At 64.3% G+C, this 24,552-nt stretch carries 23 protein-coding genes; 12 read left to right on the plus strand and 11 right to left on the minus strand.

Annotated elements, in window-relative coordinates:
* Positions 1-83: 83 nt before the first annotated feature.
* The 9 genes from ACVJGD_RS04855 to gmk all read left to right on the plus strand — a co-directional run bounded on the left by ACVJGD_RS04855 (position 84) and on the right by gmk (position 8,783).
* Positions 84-800 carry a TetR/AcrR family transcriptional regulator C-terminal domain-containing protein gene (locus tag ACVJGD_RS04855; protein ID WP_456633292.1) on the plus strand — a complete coding sequence of 239 codons (717 nt, stop codon included), beginning with the start codon at positions 84-86 and terminating at the stop codon, positions 798-800.
* Complete coding sequence (locus ACVJGD_RS04860) at positions 797-1,822, plus strand: fatty acid desaturase family protein (RefSeq protein WP_456633293.1); 1,026 nt, start codon at positions 797-799, stop codon at positions 1,820-1,822. The genes ACVJGD_RS04855 and ACVJGD_RS04860 overlap by 4 nt, the downstream gene beginning before the upstream one ends.
* A 139-nt stretch (positions 1,823-1,961) precedes the next feature.
* Positions 1,962-2,915, plus strand: a complete 954-nt coding sequence (gene fabD / locus ACVJGD_RS04865; RefSeq protein ID WP_456633294.1) for an ACP S-malonyltransferase — start codon at positions 1,962-1,964, stop codon at positions 2,913-2,915.
* Between the two features lie 39 nt (positions 2,916-2,954).
* Complete coding sequence (gene fabG / locus ACVJGD_RS04870) at positions 2,955-3,692, plus strand: 3-oxoacyl-[acyl-carrier-protein] reductase (RefSeq protein WP_456633295.1); 738 nt, start codon at positions 2,955-2,957, stop codon at positions 3,690-3,692.
* 293 nt (positions 3,693-3,985) lie between these two features.
* Positions 3,986-4,225: an acyl carrier protein gene (locus ACVJGD_RS04875; RefSeq protein ID WP_002716125.1), complete on the plus strand. Its 240-nt coding sequence runs from the start codon at positions 3,986-3,988 to the stop codon at positions 4,223-4,225.
* A 96-nt stretch (positions 4,226-4,321) separates the two neighbouring features.
* The gene (gene fabF / locus ACVJGD_RS04880) at positions 4,322-5,587 is read left to right on the plus strand and encodes a beta-ketoacyl-ACP synthase II (RefSeq protein WP_456633296.1); all 1,266 of its coding nucleotides are present in this window, start codon (positions 4,322-4,324) and stop codon (positions 5,585-5,587) included.
* 270 nt (positions 5,588-5,857) lie between these two features.
* On the plus strand, positions 5,858-7,114 hold the full coding sequence (gene mltG, locus ACVJGD_RS04885) for an endolytic transglycosylase MltG (RefSeq protein WP_456633297.1): 1,257 nt from the start codon (positions 5,858-5,860) through the stop codon (positions 7,112-7,114).
* 98 nt (positions 7,115-7,212) lie between these two features.
* The gene (locus ACVJGD_RS04890; RefSeq protein ID WP_456633298.1) at positions 7,213-8,100 is read left to right on the plus strand and encodes a YicC/YloC family endoribonuclease; all 888 of its coding nucleotides are present in this window, start codon (positions 7,213-7,215) and stop codon (positions 8,098-8,100) included.
* A 5-nt stretch (positions 8,101-8,105) separates the two neighbouring features.
* Positions 8,106-8,783: a guanylate kinase gene (gmk, locus tag ACVJGD_RS04895; protein ID WP_456633299.1), complete on the plus strand. Its 678-nt coding sequence runs from the start codon at positions 8,106-8,108 to the stop codon at positions 8,781-8,783.
* Positions 8,784-8,793: 10 nt separating this feature from the next.
* On the opposite strand, the gene ACVJGD_RS04900 is transcribed toward gmk, so the two are convergent.
* The 11 genes from ACVJGD_RS04900 to lptF all read right to left on the minus strand — a co-directional run bounded on the left by ACVJGD_RS04900 (position 8,794) and on the right by lptF (position 21,116).
* Positions 8,794-9,714: a hypothetical protein gene (locus tag ACVJGD_RS04900; RefSeq protein ID WP_456633300.1), complete on the minus strand. Its 921-nt coding sequence runs from the start codon at positions 9,712-9,714 to the stop codon at positions 8,794-8,796.
* 159 nt (positions 9,715-9,873) lie between these two features.
* On the minus strand, positions 9,874-10,386 hold the full coding sequence (locus tag ACVJGD_RS04905) for a hypothetical protein (RefSeq protein ID WP_456633301.1): 513 nt from the start codon (positions 10,384-10,386) through the stop codon (positions 9,874-9,876).
* A gap of 62 nt (positions 10,387-10,448) precedes the next feature.
* Positions 10,449-10,952: a hypothetical protein gene (locus ACVJGD_RS04910; RefSeq protein WP_456633302.1), complete on the minus strand. Its 504-nt coding sequence runs from the start codon at positions 10,950-10,952 to the stop codon at positions 10,449-10,451.
* Positions 10,953-10,977: 25 nt separating this feature from the next.
* Positions 10,978-12,330, minus strand: a complete 1,353-nt coding sequence (locus ACVJGD_RS04915) for a caspase family protein (protein WP_456633303.1) — start codon at positions 12,328-12,330, stop codon at positions 10,978-10,980.
* Positions 12,331-12,418: 88 nt separating this feature from the next.
* On the minus strand, positions 12,419-13,477 hold the full coding sequence (locus ACVJGD_RS04920; protein WP_456633304.1) for an alcohol dehydrogenase: 1,059 nt from the start codon (positions 13,475-13,477) through the stop codon (positions 12,419-12,421).
* 12 nt (positions 13,478-13,489) lie between these two features.
* The gene (gene rsmA / locus ACVJGD_RS04925) at positions 13,490-14,356 is read right to left on the minus strand and encodes a 16S rRNA (adenine(1518)-N(6)/adenine(1519)-N(6))-dimethyltransferase RsmA (RefSeq protein ID WP_456633305.1); all 867 of its coding nucleotides are present in this window, start codon (positions 14,354-14,356) and stop codon (positions 13,490-13,492) included.
* Positions 14,353-15,357 carry a 4-hydroxythreonine-4-phosphate dehydrogenase PdxA gene (pdxA, locus tag ACVJGD_RS04930; protein WP_456640170.1) on the minus strand — a complete coding sequence of 335 codons (1,005 nt, stop codon included), beginning with the start codon at positions 15,355-15,357 and terminating at the stop codon, positions 14,353-14,355. The genes rsmA and pdxA overlap by 4 nt, the downstream gene beginning before the upstream one ends.
* Positions 15,358-15,359: 2 nt before the next feature.
* The gene (locus tag ACVJGD_RS04935; RefSeq protein ID WP_456640171.1) at positions 15,360-16,298 is read right to left on the minus strand and encodes a SurA N-terminal domain-containing protein; all 939 of its coding nucleotides are present in this window, start codon (positions 16,296-16,298) and stop codon (positions 15,360-15,362) included.
* Positions 16,299-16,366: 68 nt separating this feature from the next.
* Positions 16,367-18,766, minus strand: coding sequence for an LPS-assembly protein LptD (locus ACVJGD_RS04940; RefSeq protein WP_456640172.1), 2,400 nt, complete (start codon positions 18,764-18,766; stop codon positions 16,367-16,369).
* 89 nt (positions 18,767-18,855) lie between these two features.
* Positions 18,856-19,953 (minus strand): LPS export ABC transporter permease LptG, encoded by a 1,098-nt coding sequence (gene lptG / locus ACVJGD_RS04945; RefSeq protein ID WP_456633306.1) that lies wholly within the window; start codon positions 19,951-19,953, stop codon positions 18,856-18,858.
* The gene (gene lptF, locus ACVJGD_RS04950; protein ID WP_456633307.1) at positions 19,950-21,116 is read right to left on the minus strand and encodes an LPS export ABC transporter permease LptF; all 1,167 of its coding nucleotides are present in this window, start codon (positions 21,114-21,116) and stop codon (positions 19,950-19,952) included. The genes lptG and lptF overlap by 4 nt, the downstream gene beginning before the upstream one ends.
* 349 nt (positions 21,117-21,465) lie before the next feature.
* Between lptF and ACVJGD_RS04955 the strand changes: the two genes are divergently transcribed.
* The 3 genes from ACVJGD_RS04955 (at position 21,466) to ACVJGD_RS04965 (ending at position 24,183) form a co-directional block, all read left to right on the plus strand.
* Positions 21,466-22,968, plus strand: coding sequence for a leucyl aminopeptidase (locus ACVJGD_RS04955; RefSeq protein WP_456633308.1), 1,503 nt, complete (start codon positions 21,466-21,468; stop codon positions 22,966-22,968).
* Between the two features lie 6 nt (positions 22,969-22,974).
* Positions 22,975-23,427 carry a DNA polymerase III subunit chi gene (locus ACVJGD_RS04960; RefSeq protein WP_456633309.1) on the plus strand — a complete coding sequence of 151 codons (453 nt, stop codon included), beginning with the start codon at positions 22,975-22,977 and terminating at the stop codon, positions 23,425-23,427.
* A gap of 222 nt (positions 23,428-23,649) precedes the next feature.
* Positions 23,650-24,183, plus strand: a complete 534-nt coding sequence (locus ACVJGD_RS04965; protein WP_456633310.1) for a hypothetical protein — start codon at positions 23,650-23,652, stop codon at positions 24,181-24,183.
* The last annotated feature ends 369 nt before the right edge of the window (positions 24,184-24,552 follow it).

Below are 24,552 nucleotides of genomic sequence, written 5' to 3' on the forward strand. Positions count from 1 at the left end.
GTCTATCTGCCCCGAATCGGATGGTCTAGCTCGATCTTGATTTATTTGTTTGTATATCATACAAATAATTCGGGAGATGTCCAATGGCGGCCAGACCGACTTCCGAACCGTCGGCCACTGATCCAAAGCACGCTGTTCGCGCCACGCGTGCGGCCGGGCGCAAGATGCGTTCGTTGCTGCTCGACGCCGCAAGCCGCCTGTTCAAGGACCACGGGCTCGCCGGCGCCTCGATCACCGATATCGCTGCGGCGGCGGACGCCTTTCCGAGCCAGATCACCTACTACTTCCGCACCAAGGAAGCGCTGTTCGTCGAGGCCGCCTGCCGCGATATGCTCTATGTCGCGCGCGCGGCGGAGCAGGCCGCGCTGCGGGCGGAGACGCCGCGGGACTACACGCGGGCGCTGGTCGAGACGGTGACGGCCACCGATTCGGTCGCCTTCTTTGCGGAGGCGCTGACCCTGACGCGACGCCGCCAGGATCTCGCGCCGCTGGTGGAGCGCACCATCGAGCGACTGCACAGCGAAGGGCTGCGCGCCTATGCGGGGCAGATCGAGCGGCACGGCTGGCGCACGCTGCGCGACCCCGCGGCGACCTCACGGCGGTTCTGGGCGGTCGCGATCGGCGTCATCCTCGAAGGCTACGCGATGGGCCGCTCGGCGGAGGAATTGTGCAGCGAGATGCTGCGCGTGCTGGGCGAGCAGGCCACCGCCACATCCGGCAGCGACAACAGGCGACTGCGCCTGGTCGGCGATCCCAACACATCCACTTCCACCTCACGCGACGAGGAGGCTTCGTCATGACCGCGCTTCGCATCCGTGCCCGCGACTTCCTGACCGAGGATCAATTGATCGCCGTCCGCCAGCGCTCGACGTTGAAAGGCGTCGCACTGATTGCGCATGCCTGGGCGCTGATATCAGGCGCGATCGCGCTGGTGGCGTGGTGGCCGAATCCGCTGACATATCTCCTCGCGGTCGCGGTCATCGGCTCGCGCCAGCTCGGGCTCGCGATCCTGATGCACGACGGCGCGCACGGATGCCTTTCGGCTGACGAGAGGGCCAATCTGACATTGAGCCAATGGTTCTGCGCCTATCCGATCTTCGCGGAGACGCGGGCCTATCGCCGCTATCACCTGCAGCATCACGCACGGACGCAGCAGGAGGATGATCCCGACCTCGTGCTGTCGGCGCCGTTTCCGATCACCAAGATGAGCTACCGCCGCAAGTTCATTCGCGACATCACCGGTCAGACCGGCTATCAGCAGCGCAAGGCGCAACTGCTCAATGCGCTCGGGCCGAAGCAATGGCCATGGCGGCAGCGTGCCGCGCATTTCTGGGAAAAGCTCGGGCCGCAGTTCGTCGTCAACGGGCTGCTGTTTGCAGCGCTTGCCGCCGCCGGCGTGTGGTGGGCTTATCCACTGCTATGGCTGGTTCCGCTGCTCACCTGGATGATGGTGATCACCCGCATCCGCAATATCGCCGAGCACGCCGTTGTTCCCGACAGCCACGATCCCCTGCGCAACACCCGGACCACGCATGCCAGCTTCCTCGAGCGGCTGTTCATCGCCCCGTATTACGTGAACTATCACCTCGAGCATCACCTGCTGTTCTACGTCCCGTGCTACAATCTGCCACTGGTTCACCGCATTCTCAGCGAAAGCCGGCATGCCGGCCACATGGAGGTGCAGCCGGGCTATCTCGCAGTGCTGAGACTGGCGACCGCGAAGCCGGACCATGAGGATCGGCCGGGGCAATTGGTGAGCAGCGCACGCAGGGCGAGGGCCGGCGCGGAAGTGGGCGCGGACCAGAGGGCCGGCGGGTTCTAGGGGAAAGTCCCCGTTTCGATGCCGCAACGCGGCTTGACATCCCAGCCCCGGACAGTGTCTTACGCGCCCGTCCAGAGCATGATCCGGAGGAGCGGAAACCGGCTTTCCGGAGATCATGCCCAAACAGGTTGGGAGCGCCATGACGGCAGCATTCACTTTTCCGGGGCAGGGGTCGCAGGCGGTCGGCATGGGCAAGGCCCTCGCCGATGCCTTTCCAGTGGCCCGGGCGGTGTTCGACGAGGTCGACGCCGCGCTGGGAGAGAAGCTGACCGGGATCATCTGGGATGGTCCGGCTGAAACCCTGCAGCTAACCGAGAACGCCCAGCCGGCGCTGATGGCGGTCTCGATCGCGACGCTGCGGGTGCTCGAGACCGAGGCCGGCTTCTCGGTCGGTCGCGACGCCGCCTATGTCGCGGGCCATTCGCTCGGCGAGTATTCCGCGCTGGCCGCTGCCGGCAGCCTCAGCGTCAGCGATACCGCGCGCCTGCTGCGCACCCGTGGCCTTGCGATGCAGAAGGCGGTGCCGGTCGGCGTCGGCGCCATGGCCGCGCTGCTCGGCCTCGACTACGAGGCGGCGATGGCGGTCGCCAACGAAGCCGCGCAGGGCCAAGTCTGCCAGGCTGCCAATGACAATGGCGGCGGACAGGTTGTGGTTTCCGGCGACAAGGCCGCCGTCGATCGCGCGGTCGAAATCGCCAAAGGCAAGGGCGCCAAGCGCGCGATGCTGTTGCCAGTGTCGGCTCCCTTCCATTGCAAATTGATGCAGCCGGCGGCCGACGCCATGGCCGAGGCGTTATCCGGCGTTACCATCAAGGCGCCGGCCGCGCCGTTGGTCTCGAACGTGCTGGCGAGCGCCATCACCGATCCCGACGAGATCCGCCGCCAGCTGATCGAGCAGGTCACCGGCACGGTGCGCTGGCGCGAGTCGGTCGCCTATATGGCAAGCAAGGGCGTGACGCATTTCTTCGAGATCGGTGCCGGCAAGGTCCTGACCGGTCTGGTCAAGCGCATCGCCGACGGTGCGGTCGGGATTTCCGTCAGCGGACCGGGCGATATCGCCGCCGCCAAGGATGCGTTGGCCGCTTCGGCCTGAAGCATAATCCGGCTCCAAGAGAGCCGAGAGGAGACAGTAATGTTCGATTTGACGGGTAGGACCGCGCTGGTCACCGGCGCGACCGGCGGCATAGGCGGCGCGATCGCGCAGGCGCTGCACGCGCAGGGCGCGACGGTTGCGATCTCGGGCACGCGGCGTGAGGTGCTGGATGCGTTCGCGGCCAAGCTCGGCGAGCGTGTTCACGTTCTGCCGTGCAATCTCTCCAACACTGCCGAGGTCGAGGCACTGGTGCCTGCGGCGGAGACCGCGCTGGGGCAGGTCGACATCCTCGTCGCCAATGCCGGGATCACGCGCGACAATCTGTTCGTGCAGTTGCGCGACGAGGATTGGGACGAGGTGATCGCGATCAACCTGACCGCGACGTTCCGCCTCGCGCGCGCCGCCACCAAATTGATGATGCGCAAGCGTTTCGGCCGCATCATCGCCCTTACCTCGATCGTCGGCGTCACCGGCAATCCGGGCCAGGCCAACTACACTGCGTCGAAGGCCGGTATCATCGGCCTGATCAAGACGCTGGGCGCCGAATACGCCAAGCGTGGCGTGACCGCCAATTGCATTGCGCCGGGCTTCATCAAGACGCCGATGACCGATGCACTGAACGACAAGCAGCGCGAGGCCATCCTGGCAAAGGTTCCTGCGGCGCGACTCGGAACGCCCGAGGACATCGCCGCCGCAGCCGTCTATCTCGCTTCCAACGAGGCCGCCTACGTGACCGGACAGACGATTCACGTCAATGGCGGAATGGCCATGTTTTGAGCGGGTTACCGGAGCGTTTTTGCGTGGCGGAATGCCCTACCGGGGGCCGGGCGGGGCTTATAGTCAAGGTGAGGGAATTATGATAACCGAACCAGCCGCGGATGGGCAAAGAACGCCATTGCAGGATGTTGAAACCCTGTATATTGGCGTGGCGACGCCTGCCGTTCGCCGGGACTTAGTCGGCCACGACCGCCGAATCAAGACTATGCGCGACAGCTTAGGGAAACTACACGACCACGATGGCTCGTATCGTCTTGGGGTCGGGTCCAATGGAACAAGCACGAGGGTGAACGATGAGTGAGATTGGCGAGCGGGTAAAGAAGATTGTGGTCGAGCACCTTGGCGTTGAGCCGGAGAAGGTGGTCGACAGCGCAAGTTTCATTGATGACCTCGGCGCTGACAGTCTCGACACCGTCGAGCTCGTGATGGCATTTGAAGAAGAATTTGGTTGTGAGATTCCCGACGACGCGGCGGAAACGATCCTGACGGTCGGCGACGCGACGAAGTTTCTCGAGAAGAACGCGAAAAGCTGACGCCGTTCGCGGTGCCGATGAAGCCGGACGGACCGTTGTCAGGCGGTCCCCCGGTTTCTTGTTATTCACCGCGCATTTCGGGACGGAGTTCTTGATATGAGACGTGTTGTCGTCACCGGGCTGGGCATGGTTACACCACTCGGCTGTGGCGTCGACACTAGCTGGGCACGTATCCTTGAGGGCCGCAGCGGGGCGCGCAGGATCGAGACCTTCGATGTCTCCGACCTGCCGAGCCAAGTCGCCTGCGTGGTGCCGCGCGGCGATGGCAGCGAGGGTACCTTCAATCCCGACCTGTGGATGGAGCCGAAGGACCAGCGCAAGGTCGATGACTTCATCATCTTCGCGATGTGCGCTGCGACGCAGGCGCTCGACGATGCCGGCTGGCATCCGGAGAGCGAAGAGGACAAGTGCGCGACCGGCACCCTGATCGGCTCCGGCATCGGCGGCCTCTCCGGCATCGCCGACACGGCGGTGCTGCTCAAGGAGCGCGGCCCGCGCAAGGTGTCGCCGTTCTTCATTCCGGGCCGGCTGATCAATCTGGCATCCGGCTACGTCTCGATCGAGCACGGCCTGAAGGGGCCGAACCATTCGGTCGTCACCGCCTGTTCGACCGGCGCGCATGCGATCGGCGATGCCGCGCGGCTGATCGCGCTGGGAGATGCCGAGGTGATGGTCGCCGGCGGCACCGAGTCGCCGATCTGCCGCATCGGCATGGCCGGCTTCTGCGCGGCGCGCGCGCTGTCCACAGGCTTCAACGAGACGCCGACCAAGGCGTCGCGTCCCTACGACAAGGATCGCGACGGCTTCGTGATGGGCGAGGGCGCCGGCATCGTCGTGCTCGAGGAATATGAGCATGCGAAACGGCGCGGCGCGAAGATCTATGCGGAGGTCGTCGGCTACGGACTGTCTGGTGACGCCTACCACATCACCTCGCCCTCGCCGGATGGAGACGGCGGTTTTCGCAGCATGTCGGCGGCGCTGAAGCGCGCCGGCATGACGCCGTCCGATATCGACTACATCAACGCCCATGGCACCTCGACGCTGGTCGGCGACGAGATCGAACTCGGCGCGGTCGAGCGGCTGCTCGGCAATGCAGCGTCGAAAGTGTCGATGTCGTCGACGAAGTCGTCGACCGGACATCTGCTGGGCGCCGCCGGCGCGATCGAGGCGATCTTCAGCATCCTGGCGATTCGCGACAACGTCGCCCCGCCGACCATCAATCTCGACAATCCGTCGGTGGAGACGGCGATCGATCTCGTGCCGCACACGCCGCGCAAGCGCGAGATCAACGTCGCGTTGTCCAACTCGTTCGGCTTCGGAGGCACTAACGCTTCCGTGATCCTGCAACGTGTTATCAACTAGATCATGATCCGATTGGCCGAATCGGGTCATGATCTGATCTCTTTGTTTGGGCATGATCCCCGCGCAAGCACTGTGCGTTTGTCACAAGGGGAAACCGGTTTCGACTTTTCCGGATCATGCCGTAGCAGGCGGGTTGGAGCCGATTCACCGTTTTGCCGCAATCGCCGATGACTTCTAGGCGCGGGCGCATACTCGTATAGTATTGATCGTATTGGCAGGACTTTAGATTTGTCAGGTCACGATTGAACCGGCAGGATTCAGGTCGAATCGATGAGTGAGAGGCCGCCCATTTCACCGCGAAGCCCGCGCGCCGCGCTGGAGCCTGAACAGGTCCCGCCGCCGCCGAAACGGTCGGACCGTGCCCGCAATCCGTTCGTCGTGGTCGGCAATGCCATCATCACCCTCCTGATCCTTCTGATGATCGGGGCCGGCACCGCCTACTACTACGGAAAGCAGACCCTGGAAGCGCCGGGGCCGCTGCAGGAGGACAAGATCGTCAACATTCCGCAGCGGGCCGGCAAGCGCGATATCGCCGACATCCTGCAGCGTGAGGGCGTGATCGACGTCAATCCCTGGGTCTTCATCGGCAGCGTGTTTGCGATGAAGGCAAGTTCCGATCTCAAGCCGGGCGAATATTCGTTCCAGAAGAGCGCGAGCCTGCGCGACGTCATCGGCACCATCGTCGAGGGCAAGGTGGTGCAGCATGCGGTTACCATTCCCGAAGGGCTGACCTCCGAGCAGATCGTGGCGCGGCTCTCGGACAACGATATCTTCACGGGTTCGGTGCGCGAGATACCGCGCGAGGGCACGCTGTTGCCGGAGACCTATAAATTCCCGCGCGGTACCACGCGCGAGCAGGTGATCCAGCGGATGCAGCAGACCCAGAAGCGCGTGCTGGCGGAAATCTGGGAACGCCGCAATCCGGACATTCCGGTCCGAACGCCGGAGCAGCTCGTGACGCTGGCGTCGATCGTCGAGAAGGAGACCGGCAGGGCCGATGAACGCAGCCGCGTCTCGGCGGTGTTCGTCAATCGTCTCCGGCAGAAGATCAAGCTGCAATCGGACCCGACCATCATTTACGGCCTGGTCGGCGGCAAGGGAACGCTGGGTCGGCCGATCAAGCGCAGCGAGATCACCCAGCCGTCGCCGTACAACACCTACGTCATCGACGGCCTGCCGCCGGGCCCGATCGCCAATCCCGGCCGCGCTTCACTGGAAGCAGCAGCCAATCCGGCCCGCACCCGCGATCTCTTCTTCGTTGCCGACGGCAGCGGCGGGCACGCCTTCACCGAGACCTACGATCAGCACCAGAAGAACGTGGCGAAGCTGCGTTCGATGGAAAAGCAGATCCAGAACGACACGGTCGAGCCGGCGGACGATCCGCCGCCTGCCGCCGGCGCGCCGGCTGACACCAATCCGACTGCAACCACGACGCCCAAGCCGCCGGCCAACTCGAAGAAACCGTCGAGGCCGGCCCGGCAGGGCGCGGCGCAGTCGACCACGTCGCCGCCGGTCCTGCAGCGCTAGCCCGTTGTGCCGAACGTAATTCCACTTTCGGGGAAATCGGCCTAAGGTCGCACGCGTTTTCGCCGAGTCTCACATCTCTTGCCAGAAAGTCCTATGCGATGGCCCTATCGAGCATGACCGGTTTTGCCCGAAGCCATGGCGCGAGCGGCCCCTACACCTTCGAGTGGGAACTGAAGTCGGTCAATGCCAAGGGCTTTGACCTGCGGCTGCGGCTGCCGCCGGGCTGGGACGAACTCGAGGCCGTCGTGAAGAAGCGCGCGGCCGAAGTGCTGTCGCGCGGAACCGTCTATGCCAATCTCAATATCAAGCGCACCAACGCCGTGTCGGCGGTGCGCATCAACGAGGACGTGCTGGCCTCGATCGTGAAGGTCGCGGGCACACTGGCGCAGAAGATCGACGCGGTGGCGCCGAGCATCGACGGCCTGCTCGGCATCAAGGGCGTGATCGAGGTGGTCGAGCCGGAAAGCGACGAGGCCGAGGACAAGGCGGCACGAGAGGCCGCCGCGCTGGCCTTCGAGCAGGCGCTCACCAATCTCGTCGAGATGCGCCGCCGCGAGGGCACGGCGCTCGGGCAGGTGCTGATCCAGCGGATGGACGAGATCGAGCGGCTCGCCAAGAAGGCGGAAGCAGCGCCAGGCCGCAAGCCGGAGGCGATCCGCGCGCGACTCGCCGAACAGATCGCGGCGCTGCTCGAAACCTCCGATCGGTTCGACGCTGATCGGCTGAACCAGGAGGCTATCCTGATTGCGACCAAGGCCGACATCCGCGAGGAACTCGACCGCATCGCTTCCCACATCGCGCAGGCGCGTGAGATGATCGGCAAGGGCGGACCGATCGGACGCCGGCTCGATTTCCTGGCGCAGGAGTTCAATCGGGAGGTCAACACCTGCTGCTCGAAATCGAACGATATCGAGCTCACCAATACCGGGCTCGAGATGAAGAACGTGGTCGAGCAGTTCCGCGAGCAGGTGCAGAATCTGGAGTGAGGATAATGGTGGCCCAAGGAGAGGCCCGCGGGTTGGATGGGGCGTTTGACGGGGTCGAGCGGCGCGGGCTGATGTTCGTGCTGTCGTCGCCATCAGGCGCCGGCAAGACCACGCTGTCGCGGCTGTTGATCGAGCGGATGCCTGGCCTGAAAATGTCGGTGTCGGCGACGACGCGGCCGATGCGGCCGGGCGAGGTCGAGGGCCGCGACTATTTCTTCGTCGACAAGGCGAAGTTCGAGAAGATGGTCGCGCAGGGCGAATTGCTCGAATGGGCGACCGTGTTCGACAATCGCTATGGCACGCCGCGCCGGCCGGTCGAGGCCGCGCTATCGGCCGGGCAGGACGTGCTGTTCGACATCGACTGGCAGGGCACCCAGCAACTGCGCGAGAAGGCGCGCGCCGATGTGGTCAGCGTCTTCATCCTGCCGCCCTCGGCGGACGATCTCGAGAAGCGGCTGCACACACGCGCGCAGGATTCCGCCGAAGTGATCCGCGGGCGGATGAATCGCGCCACCCATGAGCTCAGCCATTGGGCCGAGTACGATTACATCGTCATCAACCAGAACATCGAGTACGCGTTCGCCGAGGTGCAGTCGATCCTGAAGGCGGAACGGTTGAAGCGCGAGCGCCGCACCGGCCTGACCGAGTTCGTGCGCAACCTGCAGCGCCAGCTCGAGAAGTAATCTTCTCCGTTCAGGCCGTCGCGCTTTTCGCCAGACGTGCCAGCATTTCCTTGATCTGCCGCTGCGTATCTTCAAACGAAGGCTCCGGCTGCGCGACCTCGACGCGACGCGGGCGCGGCGGTTCGACCGGCCGCGGCGGGATCTCCTTGTGCTGCTCGGCGGCCAACTGCGGGGCGCGCTCAGCGTGGTCGCGATCCCAGGGCGCACGCCATTCGTTCTCGACTTCGTAGGGCGGTGCGCTTGCGCGGTTGAGCCGGAAGATGAGGCCGCCGACCAGGCCCGCGAGCGCAAGCGTGCCTGCCATGATGAACAACAGCGTCTGTGTCGAGGTCGATTGCTTGTCACCCGTCGCATGCGCGGTCGCGGCGGGCGCCGGCGGCGGCGCGGGTTGCGGCTCTGCCTGGGGCTCTTCCGGCGGGCTCGCAGCCGTATCGTTGGCAGCGAGCTTGGTGCCGGATGAGGCCATGCTCGACTGGTCAAGCCAGCGCGCAGAGACGAGCGAGCCGGAACCGGGTGCGCCGACGTTGGACGGCGCGCTGTCGAGCGCGGAGGCCGGCTTCTGTCCTGTGCCCGCCTGGGCTGAGGTTAGTTCGGCGCGCGCATCCGCGACCGATGGGCTGATGCTGGCGGCTGGCTGCGGCGGGTTGGCGGCTTCGGCCGGCGGCGGAGATTCCTGCTGTACGGGCGCGGCCTTCGCCGCCTTGTTGTTCTCTTCGCGCACATACCAGCACTTGCGCTTGCTGGAGCGTTCAAGGCGATAATACCAATGGCTTCCTGCGGGTGCGGTTCCCTTTGGAGCCGACAGGCAAGTGTCGGCGGCCTTGGCGCTATCGGCATTCTCGGTGGCGTTCTCCGCGCTGGCAGTGAAGCTGGCGCCCGCCAGCATGGTGGCGACAAGTGCTGAAATGAATTGCGCGGTACGCTTTGACATCTACTTCCCCGATAACAGCGGCTACCCCTTAACCCCTAACTCTCGGTAGGAAGTTGGGTGGCAATGCGCCGCAAATCCGGAACGGGTAGGGCTTAATTGAGGCTCGCCGGCCGCCTCAATTGCGGTAAATCGGGGCTGCAGAGGGGGGCCTGGATCTCGTTATTGCTTCGAGGCGGTCCAGCGACCGACGCAGCCGTCGGACTGCCGAAAGCTCCCTGACCCGGAACGGGCCGAGATGCGGCCGGTGCTGATCACTGTGATCCCGTTGGCATTGCCGACAGCGCTCACCGCGCCGCTTGGACTGACGCGGCCGCTGACGCCCTGACCGATGATCTTGCCGCTTGAGACAACCACCGCCGTGGTGCTGCCGCCGGAGCAGGTGGTGCCGACGCTGACCACGACCCACGCCCCGTCGAAGCCGCCGCCGCCTCCTCCTTCGCCACCGCTCTTGCGCGAGGCGCGGCGAGACTCCTCGCTCTCGGGCTTGCTGCGTCGTGCGGGGCGATCGGATTCGACCGTGCGCGGTGCCTCGCGCGATCCGGACAGCGATTTCTCGTCATTGCCGATGCTGCCGCCGGCGCTGCCGGACTGGGCATACCCGGCGCCGGTGCCAGCGGAAACCAAAACCGAAACGAGGATCGTTCGAAGCGCGCGTTGAATGACGTTCTGCATAAGGCCCTTAATCCAAAATCTCAAAAGTGCGCCCGCAGCCTGGGATTATCGGGACGGTTGTCTCACTGTTTCGATGACGTCCACCTTCCCGAACAGCCATCGGATCGTCTGAACGTTCCGGAGCCGCTACGGCCGGACGCATGGCCGGTACTGATGACGGTGATACCGTTGTAATTACCGACGGACCTGCTGGCGCCGCTGGGACTGATGGTTCCGGTGAGGCCCTCGCCGATGATCTTGCCGCTGGTCACGACGACAGCCGTCGTGCTGCTGCCGCCACAGCCGACCGCGACGACCACCCACGCGCCATCGAAATTGCTGCCACCGCCGCCACCGCTCTTGCGCGAGGCGCGACGCGGCTCGTCGGCGTCTGGTCTGCTGCGCCTGGGCGGTCGATCGGATTCAACCGAGCGCGGCGCTTCGCGTGAACCGGAGAGGGATTTTTCGTCATTGCCGATGCTGCCGCCGGCGCTGCCGGATTGCGCAAGCGCCGCGCCGCTAGCGGCAATTGAAATCAGCGCAGCGAGGAGGGCGGCTCGGAGCGAGCCTTGAACAGTATTTGACATAAGCACTTAATCCAAAATCTTAAGTCTAGCGGCCCGAACCGTCGGCACAGATCGCACCAATAATGCGACAAGCTTTGCCACCCTTGCCGCACTCGTCAAGCGCGGCATCCCGCGCGCGCTCGACGCTGTCTCGCTGCACCAGCGACCACGACTTTCCGGAGATCGCGAACGCGCCGCAGCGCGCTCCGTAGAAGCTCAGTTCGATCGGACATTTGGCGGCTCCGCAATTGGAGCGTGCATCGTCGACCGCAGCACGGCGCGAATTATGATTCCAGGACATGCCCCATTTGTCGCTGTCGGGCCCATAGACGATCGAGCCCCAGGGCTTCAGGTCGTCGAGCTTGCGCAGCCGGATCAGGACTCCTTCGGTGGCTTCGCCCGTCGGCGTCATGTTGCTCTTCTCCTGGAACTTGCTGATCGCAAGCCGCATGCCGTTCTTGCTGTCGAGCGGCTCCGGATCGAAATTGTGCTCGTAGAGGCGGTCGCTCAGCTCTCGCAGGAGTGCGACGTCCTTGATCGGCACGCGGTCGGGATCAGGCCGCAGCGTGCCGGCGACAGGCTGCTCCGGCGGCGCGGCCACGGCGACCTGCGGCGATGTGGGCGCGCTCGGAGGAACGAAATAGAAAGTGCCGTCGATCGGCGACGAGGAGACCCAGGGCTGCTGCGAGCCGCCGGTTGCGCGCTTCACGGCAAGGCCGACCTGGTTGAAGGTCTGGAAGATGTCGAGCCCAGCCTGCTTGATCGTGGTCGCGAGTGCCCTCGTATAGGGGCTGTGGCCGTCGCTGCCGTCCTGGGCGACGTTGCCGGGCTGCGTCGCATAGGAGATCAACGTACCTTCCGGCGCGCGCATCTGCGCCAGTCCGCCATCGGCCGCGCGCAATCCGCGCGCGCCAAACGGGTTGTTCCGGCAGGCATCCAGGATCACCATGTTGAGCCGCGTGCCTGAGCCCTGCATCTGCCGCAGCACCAGGTTCACATCCGTCATCTGGAAGTCGACATCGGCTTCGCGCGACGGATTGGCACCGACCGGCACCAGATAGTTCGAGCCGGAGACCTGGACGCCGTGGCCGGCGTAATAGAACAGCGCGACGTCGGCGCCCTGGACCTGCCGGCCGAAATTCTGCACCGCAACGTCCATCGCCGTCTTGTCGAGATCGAGCTGGGCGCGGCCGCCGATCAGCGTGAAGCCGAGGCTGGCGAGCGTATCGGCCATCAGCTTCGCGTCATTGCGCGGATTGTCGAGCCGGGTGACGTTCTGGTAGGCCGAATTGCCGATCACCAGCGCGATGCGCTTTTCGGCCGCGGCGGGACCGGCTACGACTAGCGTCAGCAAGCCGATCAGCGCCGCAAACGCCAAGCCGTTGATAGCCCCGCGCATCCCCCGTGCTCCCGTGACGCCGGGATACACTAGCAGCGAGCGGGTCGGCCGAAAAGCGTCAGCACTTTGGCAGAGTGAGGCAGGTCACTTAGTTCTTCAGCACGATGCGTCCGACGACCTTGCCGGCGCGCAACTGGTCGATCCACTTCTGGACGTCGGCCATCGGCTCTTCCCGCATCGGTGTCGGCTTGATCTTGCCGGCACGCGCGAGGGCCATCAATTCCTGGCCCTCGGCCAGCGTTCCCACCATGAAGCCCTCGATGGTCATCCGCTTGTAGACCCATTGTACCATCGGCAGGTTGAAATTGCCGCCCATCAGGCCGGAGACCACGACCTTGCCGCCGCGCGCCAGCACGGAGACTGCGAACGCCATGGACTTCTCGTTCCCGGCGAAATCGACGACTTCGTCAAATCCGCCTTCCGTCTCTTTCAGGATACGCTTGACGACGTCGGGCTCGGCCGGGTCGTAGGCGACGGAAGCGCCGTTCTGCAGCGCGGTCTCACGCGCGGCCGGGCTGAGGTCGGCGACCGCGATCGGTTGCTTGAACATCGCCTGCGCGAACGAGAGCCCCATCATGCCGACGCCGCCGAGCCCGATCAGCAGCAGGTTGCGCTGCCGAGGGCGGTCCACCAATCGTTTCAGCGCGCCGTAGGCGGTGACGCCCGAGCACATCAGCGTCGCCGCCTGATTGACCGGCAGCGGATCGTAGTCGAGCAGGTATTTTGCGTCGGGTACGAGCACGTGGGTGGCGAAGCCGCCATCGATGGAGACGCCGAGGAAACGCTGCTTGACGCAGAGGTTCTCATCGCCGTTCAGGCAGTCGCGGCACTGACCGCAGCCGATCCATGGAAAGACGGCTTTCTTCTTGCCGATCAGGCCAGCCGGAACGTCGGGACCGACTTCGTCCACCACACCCGCAATTTCGTGGCCGAGCGTGAAGGGCAGCGTCATGCCGCGTGTGGTATCGAGCTTCTTGCCGCCGCCGAGATCGGCATAGCCATCCTGGATGTGCAGGTCGGAATGGCAGAGCCCGCAACGCTCGATGCGGACCAGCACTTCGCGTCCTTGCGGCTTCGGCGTCTCGATGATGGTCTCGCACAACGGCGCATCAAATTTGACGAGGGACTGGCGTACCATTTGCGCCATGGCGTTCACTCCTTAGGCAACGTTCGATGTTGTGTTTCGTATATTGGCCAATTCACGGGCCATGGCAACAAAGCCGGAGATGGGAACAGTTTCGGCGCGGCGGGTGGTATCGATATGTGCGGCCGCAGCGAGCTGGGCCGGGTCGACCGCAAGTGACTTCAGGCTTTGGCGCAGCATCTTGCGGCGCTGGCCGAAGGCTGCAGCGGCCACTTGTTCCAGCGCACGACGGTCGCAGGGCTCGGGGGTGGCGCGTGGTATCAATCGTACCAGCGACGAGGTGACCTTCGGCTGCGGCACGAAGGCTGCCGGCGAAATGTCGAACAGGATCTTTGTCTCGGCGCGCCAGTTGGCGAGCACGGCAAGCCGGCCATAGGCCTCGCTGTTCTCCTGCGCGACGATCCGCTCGGCGACCTCGCGCTGGAACATCAGCACCATCGTGTCGTACCAGGGTGGCCAGGGTTCGATCGAGAGCCAGTCGACCAGAAGCTGGGTCGCGATGTTGTAGGGCAGGTTGGCGACGATCTTTGCCTTGCCGCCATCGAGCAGGGGACGGGGATCGAAATGCTGCGCGTCGGCATGCACGATCTCGAGCCGTCCCGGGTATCGCTTGACGATGTAATCGAGCGCAACCAGCGCCCGTTCGTCGCGCTCGATGGCGATTACGCGTTTTGCGCCGAGCGCGAGCAGTGCCCGGGTCAATCCGCCTGGGCCGGGGCCGACCTCGATCACGGTAGAGTCCTCGAGCGGACCTGCGGCGCGGGCGATCCGCGCGGTGAGATTGAGGTCGAGCAGGAAATTCTGTCCCAGCGACTTGCGCGCCGACAAGGAGTGTTCGCGAATGATGTCGCGCAGCGGCGGCAGATCGTCGATCGCGCTCATTCAGGCTTCGTCGCGGCCATCCTTGCGGCCAGCCGCAGCGCCGCGATCAGGCTCGACGGATTGGCGCGGCCGGTGCCGGCGATGTCGAATGCGGTGCCATGATCCGGCGAGGTCCGGATGAACGGCAGGCCCAGCGTGACATTGACCGCGTCCTCGAAAGCGATGGTCTTGATCGGGATCAGTGCCTGATCGTGATACATGCATATCGCGCAGTCATAGGTGGCGCGCGCAGCCTTGTGGAACAGTGTATCCGCCGGCAGCGGTCCACGGACGTCGATGCCGTCGCCGCGCAGGATTTCGACGGCCGGCGCCACGATCTCGATATCTTCGGCGCCGAGCGTACCGTCTTCGCCGGCATGCGGATTGAGGCCCGACACCGCGAGACGCGGACGGGCAAGCCCGAAACGCGCTTTCATGTCGGCCACCACGATGCGCGCCGTCGAGACGATCAAGTCGGTCGTGAGCAATACGAGCGCTTCGCGCAGCGAAAGGTGGATCGTCACGGGCACGACGGCGAGCTCAGGCGACCACAGCATCATCACAGGCTGCGGCGCGACCCCGTCTTTGGCCGCGAGCTCGGCGAGGAATTCGGTATGGCCGGGGTGACCGAAGCCGGCGCGATAGAGCACGTTCTTGGCGATCGGGTTGGTGACGACGGCAGCGGCCTTGCCGGCCATGACGTCGGCGACCGCGCGTCGGATCGAGGATAGCGCGGCATCCGCGCTGGTCGCATCCGGCGTGCCGGGCCGTGCTGTTGCTGGTTTGCCGGCCGGAACGACGGGCAAGGCTCGCGCAAACGTCGTGAGTGCCTCCTCGGGGCAGGCATCGGCAAGCTCGACTGCGAGGCCAAGACGGCGAGCGCGGTCGGCGAGGAAATCGCGGTCGCCGAGCAGATAGAAGGGCGGAAGCTTCAGTTCATCACGCCGCAGCCACGCGGCAAGCGCAATGTCGGGGCCGATGCCTGCGGGTTCGCCGGATGTCAGCGCAAGGGGCTTCGACATCATCAGCGATATTCGATCATGGCCGCTTTGCGGACTTCCTGCAGGTAGGATTTCGATTTCGCCTCGTACTTCTGGGCGTACATCTTCTCGCGGATTTCCTTCTTCTTCGGCGAGTCGATCATCGTCGTCTTGCGGCCGCACAGCACGACCATCTCCACGCCCTGTTTGGTGATCTCCGGCGGAGTCAGGTGGCCGATCGGCGTCTTGTCGAGTACCTCGCGAATGGGCGGCGGCAGGTCGGCCGTCGTCTTGGTCACGGTGTCGCGGATCGCGGCGTTCGGTATGGTCTTGAAATAGGAGTTGGCTTCGTCGCAGCTCGTGATGCGCTCGCGCAGCCCCTCGGCTTCCTTCTTGCGCGCTTCGATCAGTGCAGGCGTCGAGCCGCGCGGCACGATCAGCACAATGGGCTGCATCTTGTATTCGAAAGCTTCGACCTCGGTCTTCTCGCCGCCTTCCTGCGCGGCGGCGGCGACATCCTTCTCGCCGACCTGGAGGCTTTCCTTGTAGCGGCCGCGGACCAGGCTGGTCCAAACCATGTCGGCCCTGATGCGGGACTTCAGCGTGTCTGCGCGGATGCCCTGGCTCTCCAGCGACTTCGTCAGTTGCTCCGGCGAGATCCGCATTCGCGCGCTCATTGCGGCATAGGATTGATCGATGTCGGAGGAGGAGGGGTCGACGCCGAACTTCTTGGCTTCCTTGATCTTCACCTTTTCGTCGATCAGTTCCTCGATCACTTCCTGCCGGTTCGCCTGCTTGTGCGTGGTCAGGAAGTTCAGCTTGCTGCGCTGCTCGATGTCGTAGTTGGTGATCGGCTCGCCATTGACCATGACGGCCACGGTCTGCGCTTTCAGCGGCGAAGTGCCGCAGAACATCAGCGCAAGCGCAATGGCGCACGCGGGGGCGAGGGCCGAAAGGCGATTGGGCAAGGTCGTCATGGTCATCTCAGCCATATGGTCATATCAGCCATATCAACCAATTCGCACCGAATTTCGGAGGTGCGGATCACGCTCTACTGATAGCCGCTTGCGCTGCTCGACGACGTGGTCGAGTTCGCGATGGTCCGCAGCCCGATTTGCAGCATGAACGCGTGGCTGAGGACCGGCGGCGTCGTGCCGGCAGAGTAGGTGTAGGACGTGATATAGTTCGCGGCCAGCACGAAGCAGTCGTCCACATAGCCGGCGCCGATGACGTACTGGTTGATCTTGTTCGCTTCAAGGTCCCAACGCGCCGAGCCAGATACCACCCAGTTCGACGCGACCTTGACCGAGGCGCTGGTCAGGATGCCTTCGCGACGAGTGAGATAGCCGAGTTCCGGTTGCGCCGCGTAGTTGCCGTAGAGCAGGCTGACTGCCCAGCGGTCGAAGTTTGCGCGTCCCTCGGCCTCGAAGCGGTTGATGTTCCAGGTCGCCTCGTCCATTCGCGAGCGGACGCTGAACGTGTAGGTCCGGTTGGGCGAATAGCTGACGCTGCCGACATAGTCGGAACGGGGGTTCTGCAGGCCGGAATCGAGGCCGGTGTTGGTGGCGTCGGCGACTGCGAACGAGTTCAGGCCGAATAGCTGGTAGGACTGTCCGAACAGCACCTTGACGGCACCGCCTCGATCGAACTGCGTGGTCGCCTGCACGCCGACATTGGCGCGGCCGCCGCCCTCGACACGGTCGTAGCCGGAGAACTTGTCGACGGAGAACAGGTTGCTGGTGTCGAACACCAGGCTCTGCGCGTCCTCGTTCGGCAGCTTGCCGGCGTAGGTCTCGTTCGGGCGGATGATGACCTGTGCGATCGGCTCGAGCGTGGTGGTGCCCCACGGCTGGACGTTGATGAACGGGTAGCGATATTCGAGGCCGACGGTCGGCATCAGGCGCAGCGCCTGCGTATCGCCGACCGGAAGGAAGTTCGAGACGCCCGGCTGGTTCGAGACCGAGGCATCGATCGCGTCGGCGCGAAGGATCGCGAACGGCGTCCAGATCTGGCCGAGCGGGTCGGTGTACGATCGCCGCCATTGAGCTTCGGCCGTCAGGCGCGTGTAGGTGCCGGGGAAGCCGCGCAACAGGCATTGCGAGGGTAGCCGGGCGAGCGGATCGGCGGATGCCGTGAGGCACAGGCCGGCGGTATTGGCGAGCGTCGTGATCGGGTCGAAGACCGCCTGGTCGCGCGTCAGGCTGGTGAAGTTCATCTTGTAGCTGAACTCGCCGCCGAAGATCGGGCTGTTGATCACGTTGTTATAGTCGATCACCGGATGGATCACCGGCACCTGGCCCTGGTTGCCGGAGAAGCTCAGGTAATAGATCGTGCGCGCATCGAAGAAGCTGCGATTGCCGACGCCGGTCAGATAGAGCTGCGAAATCGCTTCGGTCGGCAGGCTCAGGAATGCTGCGAACGGGTCTCGATACTGGGCGAGGCGATAGTCCGACATGAAGAAGTAGTCGGACAGGAGCACGCCGTCCCAGCCCCAGACCCATTTGTCGTTGATCGCGAATTGGCCATGGGTATCGATGCCGCCTCGGAACTGGCGGTCGCCCGGCTGGCCGGCGAAGGCGCCGGGGTCGAGCTGGTCGATGCCGTAAGCGCGGATCGAGTAGGAGCCGTCCAACAAGCGCTGGCGGAATTCGCCCTGCAACAAGACGCCCTGACGCGAGGTGAAGCGCGGGTTGAACGTCGCGTCATAGTCTGGCGCGAGCGCAAAATAGTAGGGGACCTCGACGGCGTAACCATAGGTCGACGCCTGGCTGATGCCCGGCATCAGGAAGCCGCTCTTGCGCTTCACGGTCGGGTCCGGCGTCGAGAAATAGGGCATATACGCCATCGGAACGCCGAAGAATTCGAGCTGGGCGTTCTCGAAATAGAGCATCTTCTCGGTCTGGTTATGGATGATGCGAGCGCCCTTGACCTGCCATAGCGGCGGTTTCTTCGGGTCGTCTTTACACGGCGCGCAGGCCGTATAGACGCCATTCTCGAACACCGTGTAGTTGCCGGCGGAGCGATCGGCGCGGGTCGCCGCCATGCGCGTCTGATCCTCGGTGTCGACGCGCAGCGAATCGACGAAACCGTCCCGGTAGTCGTCGCTGAGATCCATGATGTTGGCGTAGGTGATCTTGCCCTGCGCATCCGTGAAGCGGATGTTGCCCTCCGCATGGAGGCGCTTGGTCTTCTGGTCGTAGATGACCTTGTCAGCCTCGACGCTGGTGCCGTTGTAGAACATCTGCACGTTGCCGACCGCGGAGACGCGCTGATTGTTGTAGTCGTAATCGACTTCGGTCGCCTGCACGAGCATCTGCCCGTCGTTGCGTGGCGGGGCCGGCGTCGGCTTCGGCGGCCGCGGATTGTAGGTGAAGCTTTGCGCGGCAGCAGGCGTCGTCAGGCCAACGCCGATCGTCCCCGTAAGAATGAATCCGGCGGTCAGGGTTAGCAGGAAGCCGGCCAAGCGGGTTCGAAGACGGCGCACGAGACTGCGCCGCCTGAACGCAAGCGACTCCAACTGGCGGGCGGCGACAACGGCCACTACCCGTCCTCCTGATACAGCAAGGCCAAGAAACCGGTGAGGCCGCCTACGCACACAGGCAGCCACGCCGCAGCGATGGGATGCATCAACTCAGCCTTGCTCAAATCCTCAGTTACTTTCGAGAGCACGTAGAGCAGAAAGCCCGCACCCACGCCACTCAAAACCATCTTTTGCACGCCGCCGAACCGGAAGAAGCGCAAGCTCACCGAAGCAGCCAAAAGCACCATTGCAGCCAGCAAAAACGGCTGTGCAATGAGCTTGTGGTACTGCAGCCGGTAGCCGGCGGTCGCGAAGCCCGAGCTCTCCGACGAACGGATGTAGCTCGGTAGTTGCCAAAACGACACAGTTTCTGGAGTGGAAAAGCTGTTACGGACCTGGGCCGGCGTCAGCGTTGTGGCCAGGTAGAAGGTGTCCTGGTCGACTGAAGGCTTGTCGAGAGAGTATCGGCGTACCCCTTTGAACACCCAGCGGCCTTCTTCAAGGGAGGCTTCGCGGGCTTCGATTCGCTCCTTGAACTGCAGCCCGGTATCGAATCGGAAAACGGTCAGCCCGGTCAGGCGCTCGCCCTGCTGCTCGCTGCGGGCGGCGTTGATGATCGACTGGCCTTCGCTGTTGACCTGGTTGAGCCAGAAGCCGGAGGCGTCCTGGATGCCGCCGCCGGGCGCCGAGCCGAACAGCTCCGCCTCCATCTGCTTGGAGAGCTCGCGCAGATTTGCCGACATCGGATTGTAAGCGGTGGTCGCCGCGATCCCCAGCACGATCGCGCTCGCCAGCGCGGGTGCGATGAACTGCCAGGCCGAAACGCCGGCGGCGCGCGCGACCACGAGTTCGAGCCGGCGTGACAGCGCGAGATAGCAGGTCATGGCCCCGATCAGCACGCAGAACGGCATCAGCTTTTCGAGCAACTGCGGCACGCGAAACAGCGAGGTCTCGGCGACCGTGATCGCAGAGGCCGTGACCAGCCCGGAGGTCTTGCGCACCATCTCGATGTAGTCGACCAGGACCAGCAGCACGAAAATGCCGACGAACACGCCGACGGCCGAGATCACGAAGCGGCCGGCGAAATAGCGCCCGAGCGTATTGGTGACCATGCTCATGCGGTTGCCGGCCTCCCAAAGAGGCGCGCGAGCCGCGCATTCGACTTGTTGATGGCCTCGATCAATCCGGCGGGTGGCTCCACCACCACGCCGCCGATGATCATCCAGAGCCCGACGCCGATGCCGCCGAGCAGCATCAGGTACTGTGCGCCGACGGCAAGCGAGGATTTCACCGCCATCACCGAGCAGGCAAATCCGGCCATGCGCAGGCCGAGCACGGCGAGCACCGAACCGCCGATCGAGAAATTGCGACTCTGGCGCGTCGTCCGCGGCGCGCCCAGGAAGGCAAATGTGAGTGCGGCAAACGCGAACGGATAGATCGGCGCCATGAAGCGATCGTGCAACTCGGCGCGGAACTGGCCGGACAGTTGATCAAAGGTCGGATCATCAGCCGCAGGCCAGATCAATTCCCACAGATATCGCTCGCGAATCCCCAATGTGACGTCGCGCTGGTTGGAGAATTTCGACATGTCGAACGCGTAGCGGCCGAAGGCGACGAGGGCCGGGTCGCGCTTGCCGGCTTCGAATCGCTCGAGATTGCCGTCCTCCAGGACCAGATACGAACCGTTCTCGTTCTTCAGCACCGTGCCACGGTCGGCGATGATCGTGACGCGCTCCTTGGGATCGCGGCGATCGTCGACGAAGATGCCGCCGAGGACGCCGCCCGGCAGCCGCTCACGAATCCGAATCGTCAGGTTCTGGTCGAGCTGGGCGAAGCGGCCGGGCTGCAGGATGTTGGTGAGTACGTCGGCGGTGATCTCGGCGTCCCATTGCTTGATCCGCCGCATGCCGTCCGGGGCGAGATAGGCACCGATGAAGGCGACCATCGCGGCTACGACGCAGGTGGCATAGAAGAATGGGCGGAACAGCCGGAATGGCGAAAAGCCCGCGGCGTTCATCACGATGATCTCGGAATCGGTCGCGAGCTTGTTCAGCGTGTGCGAGACCGCGATCATCAGCGCAATCGGCGCGATGATCAGGACGAGCGCCGGAATCACGAGGCCAGTGATGCCGAGGAAGGTGATGATGGTCTGACCCTGGCTGGTCATCAGGTCGATGCCGCGCAGCGCTTGGGTAATCCAGATCACGCCGGTGAGGCTGACCAGGACTACCGCAAACGACGCGAGCGTCGTGCGGAAAATATACCTGTCAATCGACCCCATCGATACCGCAAGTCCCACCTGGCGCGCCAAAACACGCGGCTTCCCGGCCAATCCCGTTGAAGGGCTCCCCTTTGGCCGTGCCGCTTATCCGTCCAGCCGTCAATCTCTCATTACCATCCCTTTGATCCGTCAACAAAATGGCTGGGCCAAGGCACTCTTTCCATATGGTTAATTATTCCCCTTTGTGGCCTTCCGGCCACGCCGCGCTTGGCAGTGCGGCGGCTGGCAGGCCATAGTGTTGCTGAACCTCGGGGCTGACCAAATCTGGACAGCCGCGAGCCAACATCACACCTACTAGCCACGCCAGCGGATCCCGCCCGCGACAGCCCTGATTCTGGAGGATTTTCCTATGTCCGACGCCGTTAAGGTCGGCTTTGTCCCGTTTTCCGCGCCCGTCCGGGGCGTGATGGTGGTGTTTTGCGACGAGGCACTGAAGGTCGGCGCGGCGACCGAGAAGGCGCTCGGGAAGGCGGCGGAAACCGTGAAGCGGGCGGCGGCGGCCAACCAGTTCAAGGGCAAGAGCGGCGCCGCTCTCGACATCCTGGCGCCTGAGGGAATCAAAGCCGAGCGTCTGATCGTCGTCGGAACCGGCAAGACGTCGGCGCTGAAGGAGAAGGATTTTCTCAGGTTCGGTGGTGTCGCGGCCGGCAAGCTGAACGCGGCGACCGATACGGTCACCGTGATCGCCGAGACGCCTGAGGGCGCGATGAAGCCGGAGCAGGCGGCCGCCATCGCCTCTGGTATTCGGCTCCGGGCCTACAAGTTCGATCGCTACAAGACCAAGAAGAAGGACGGCGAGAACGACCAGGTGCGCGCCGACGTCTCGATCGCAACTGACGATGTCGCCGCTACCAGGAAGACGTTTGCGCCTGACGCCTCCATTGTCGAGGGCGTCGTGATCGCGCGCGACCTCGTGAACGAGCCGCCGAACGTACTCTATCCCGAGGAGTTCGCGCGCCGCGCCAGCCAATTGCGCAAGATCGGCGTCGACGTCGAGGTGCTGGACGTCAAGGCGATGACCAAGCTCGGCATGGGCGCGCTGCTCGGCGTCGCGCAGGGCTCGGCGCGGCCGGGCCGCGTCGTGATCATGCGCTGGAACGGCGGCAAGAAGAGCGAGCAGCCGGTAGCCTTCGTCGGCAAGGGCGTCTGCTTCGACACCGGCGGCATCTCGATCAAGCCGGCCGGAAGCATGGAGGACATGAAAGGCGACATGGGCGGCGCAGCCTGCGTGGTCGGGCTGATGCACGCGCTGGCCGCACGCAAAGCCAAGGTCAACGCGGTCGGCGCCATCGGCCTCGTCGAAAACATGCCCGACGGCAACGCGCAGCGTCCCGGCGATATCGTCAAGTCGATGTCGGGCCAGACCATCGAGATCATCAACACCGACGCCGAAGGCCGCCTCGTGCTCGCCGACGTGCTCTGGTACGTGGCCAAGAAGTTCAAGCCGAAGTTCATGGTCGACCTTGCGACGCTGACCGGCGCGATCATGGTCGCGCTCGGCACCGAGCATGCCGGCCTGTTCTCCAATAATGACGAACTGGCCGATCGGCTCATCAAGGTCGGGCAGGAGACCGGCGAGCGGGTGTGGCGCATGCCGCTCGGTCCCGAATATGACAAGCTGATCGATTCGCAGTTCGCCGACATGAAGAATACCGGCGGCCGCCACGGCGGCTCGGTCACCGCCGCGCAGTTCCTGCAACGCTTCGTCGACGGCACGCCCTGGGCGCATCTCGATATCGCGGGAACCGCGATGGGCGCGCCGAAGACCGACACCAACCAGAGTTGGGGCTCGGGCTACGGCGTTCGCCTGCTGGAACGCCTGGTCGCGGACTATTACGAGACGAAGAAATAGCCTGATATGACCGAGGTCCTGTTCTATCATCTGCAGAGCATGTCGCTGGAGAGCGTGTTGCCGCCGCTGCTCGAGAAATCGCTGGAGCGCGGCTGGCGCGTGGTGGTGCAATCGACTTCGCTGGAGCGGGCCGAAGCGCTCGACGCGCATCTGTGGACCTACAGCGACGATTCCTTCCTGCCGCACGCCACCTGGCGTGTCGCCGATGCATCGGACCAGCCGATCATCCTCGCAATCGATGACGGCAATCCGAATCGCGCCAATGTCCGCTTCCTGGTCGACAACGCGGCGCTGCCGGAAGACTGCGACAGCTACGCGCGGGTGGTGCTGGTGTTCAACGGCGACGATGCCGAGGCCGTGGCGGCGGCGCGCGAGAGCTGGACCGCCTGCAAGGCGAGGGGATTCGACGTGACCTATTGGCAGACCGACGAGCGCGGCCGCTGGCAGCGCCGGCAATAGAAAGTTGCGAAATTAATGATAATTTGCACTTTGTGGCCCGGAGTCGGCGCCCAGCCACGGTCATGCCGCAAAGGGATGTTCGGACAAAGGTTTTACGGTGAAAGCGCGCGGCGCGCGTGACGCTTGGGGATCGCTTCGCGCGAAAAGGCGCGACGGGACAAGAGGGTAGAGACGGGAGCCCAATCGATCGTGCGAGACGGAACACTGATTCGGAAACCGCTGGTGGCCCTGCTTCTGCTTGCGCCGGTCCTCGCCGGCTGCTCCGGGGGCTCGTCCATTTTCGGGGGCTCGGAGATTTTCTCGAAGGATGCCGAGTGGTTCTCGCGCTCGGGCCGGGTGTTCATCCGCAACATTTCGATCGAGACGCCGCCGCTGACGCCGACCAAGCCGGTCACTGCCGAAGACATGGTCAGCGCCGATGGCGGTTGCCCTGGGATGGCGCCGGCGGGACCTGCGAATGCCAATGCGCTCGCTGACGGCGCAACCGGCGCGCCACCGCCGCAGAACGTTGGATCGGTCGCGCTCGGACATACCGAGTGCGATGTGGTGCGCGGCATCGGCGCGCCCGACAATGTCAGCCTCTCCAACAATGCGCGCGGCGATCGCGTCGCGGTCATCACGTATACGCACGGCCCGCGTGCCGGTCTCTACACGTTCACCTCCGGCCGCTTGTCGTCGATCGAGCGCGTTGACGTGCCTGCGCCGCAACCGAAGCCCGGCAAGCCGAAGGCAAAGAAGCACGCGGCGACCGGCTGAGACTTCTGATTCAACTGTCAAACAGCTTTCCGCTGTCATCGTCCGCGAAGGCGGACGATCCAGTATTCCAGAGACGTCTCGGCTTAAGTTGAGAGGCCGCCGGATACTGGATGCCCGCCTTCGCGGGCATGACGGTGGAGCGTGGGGAGAGGATGTGAGTCGGCATTCTCGCGGCATGGATTGCCCGAGCTTTGCGTCTCGTTTCGCCCTCCTCGATATCAGAGGGCGCAGGGAAAGCCGGGTGCCGGTTGCACCCGTGGGCCCCGTGCAACAAAAAGCACGGGGGTAGGACCACAGGTCAACCGGAGCAACACCGGCTTTCCCTGCGCGATGGTTTTACGGCTTACTTCGTGCTCTTCCCGGTGACCG

The sequence above is a fragment of the Bradyrhizobium sp. USDA 10063 genome (assembly GCF_054063735.1).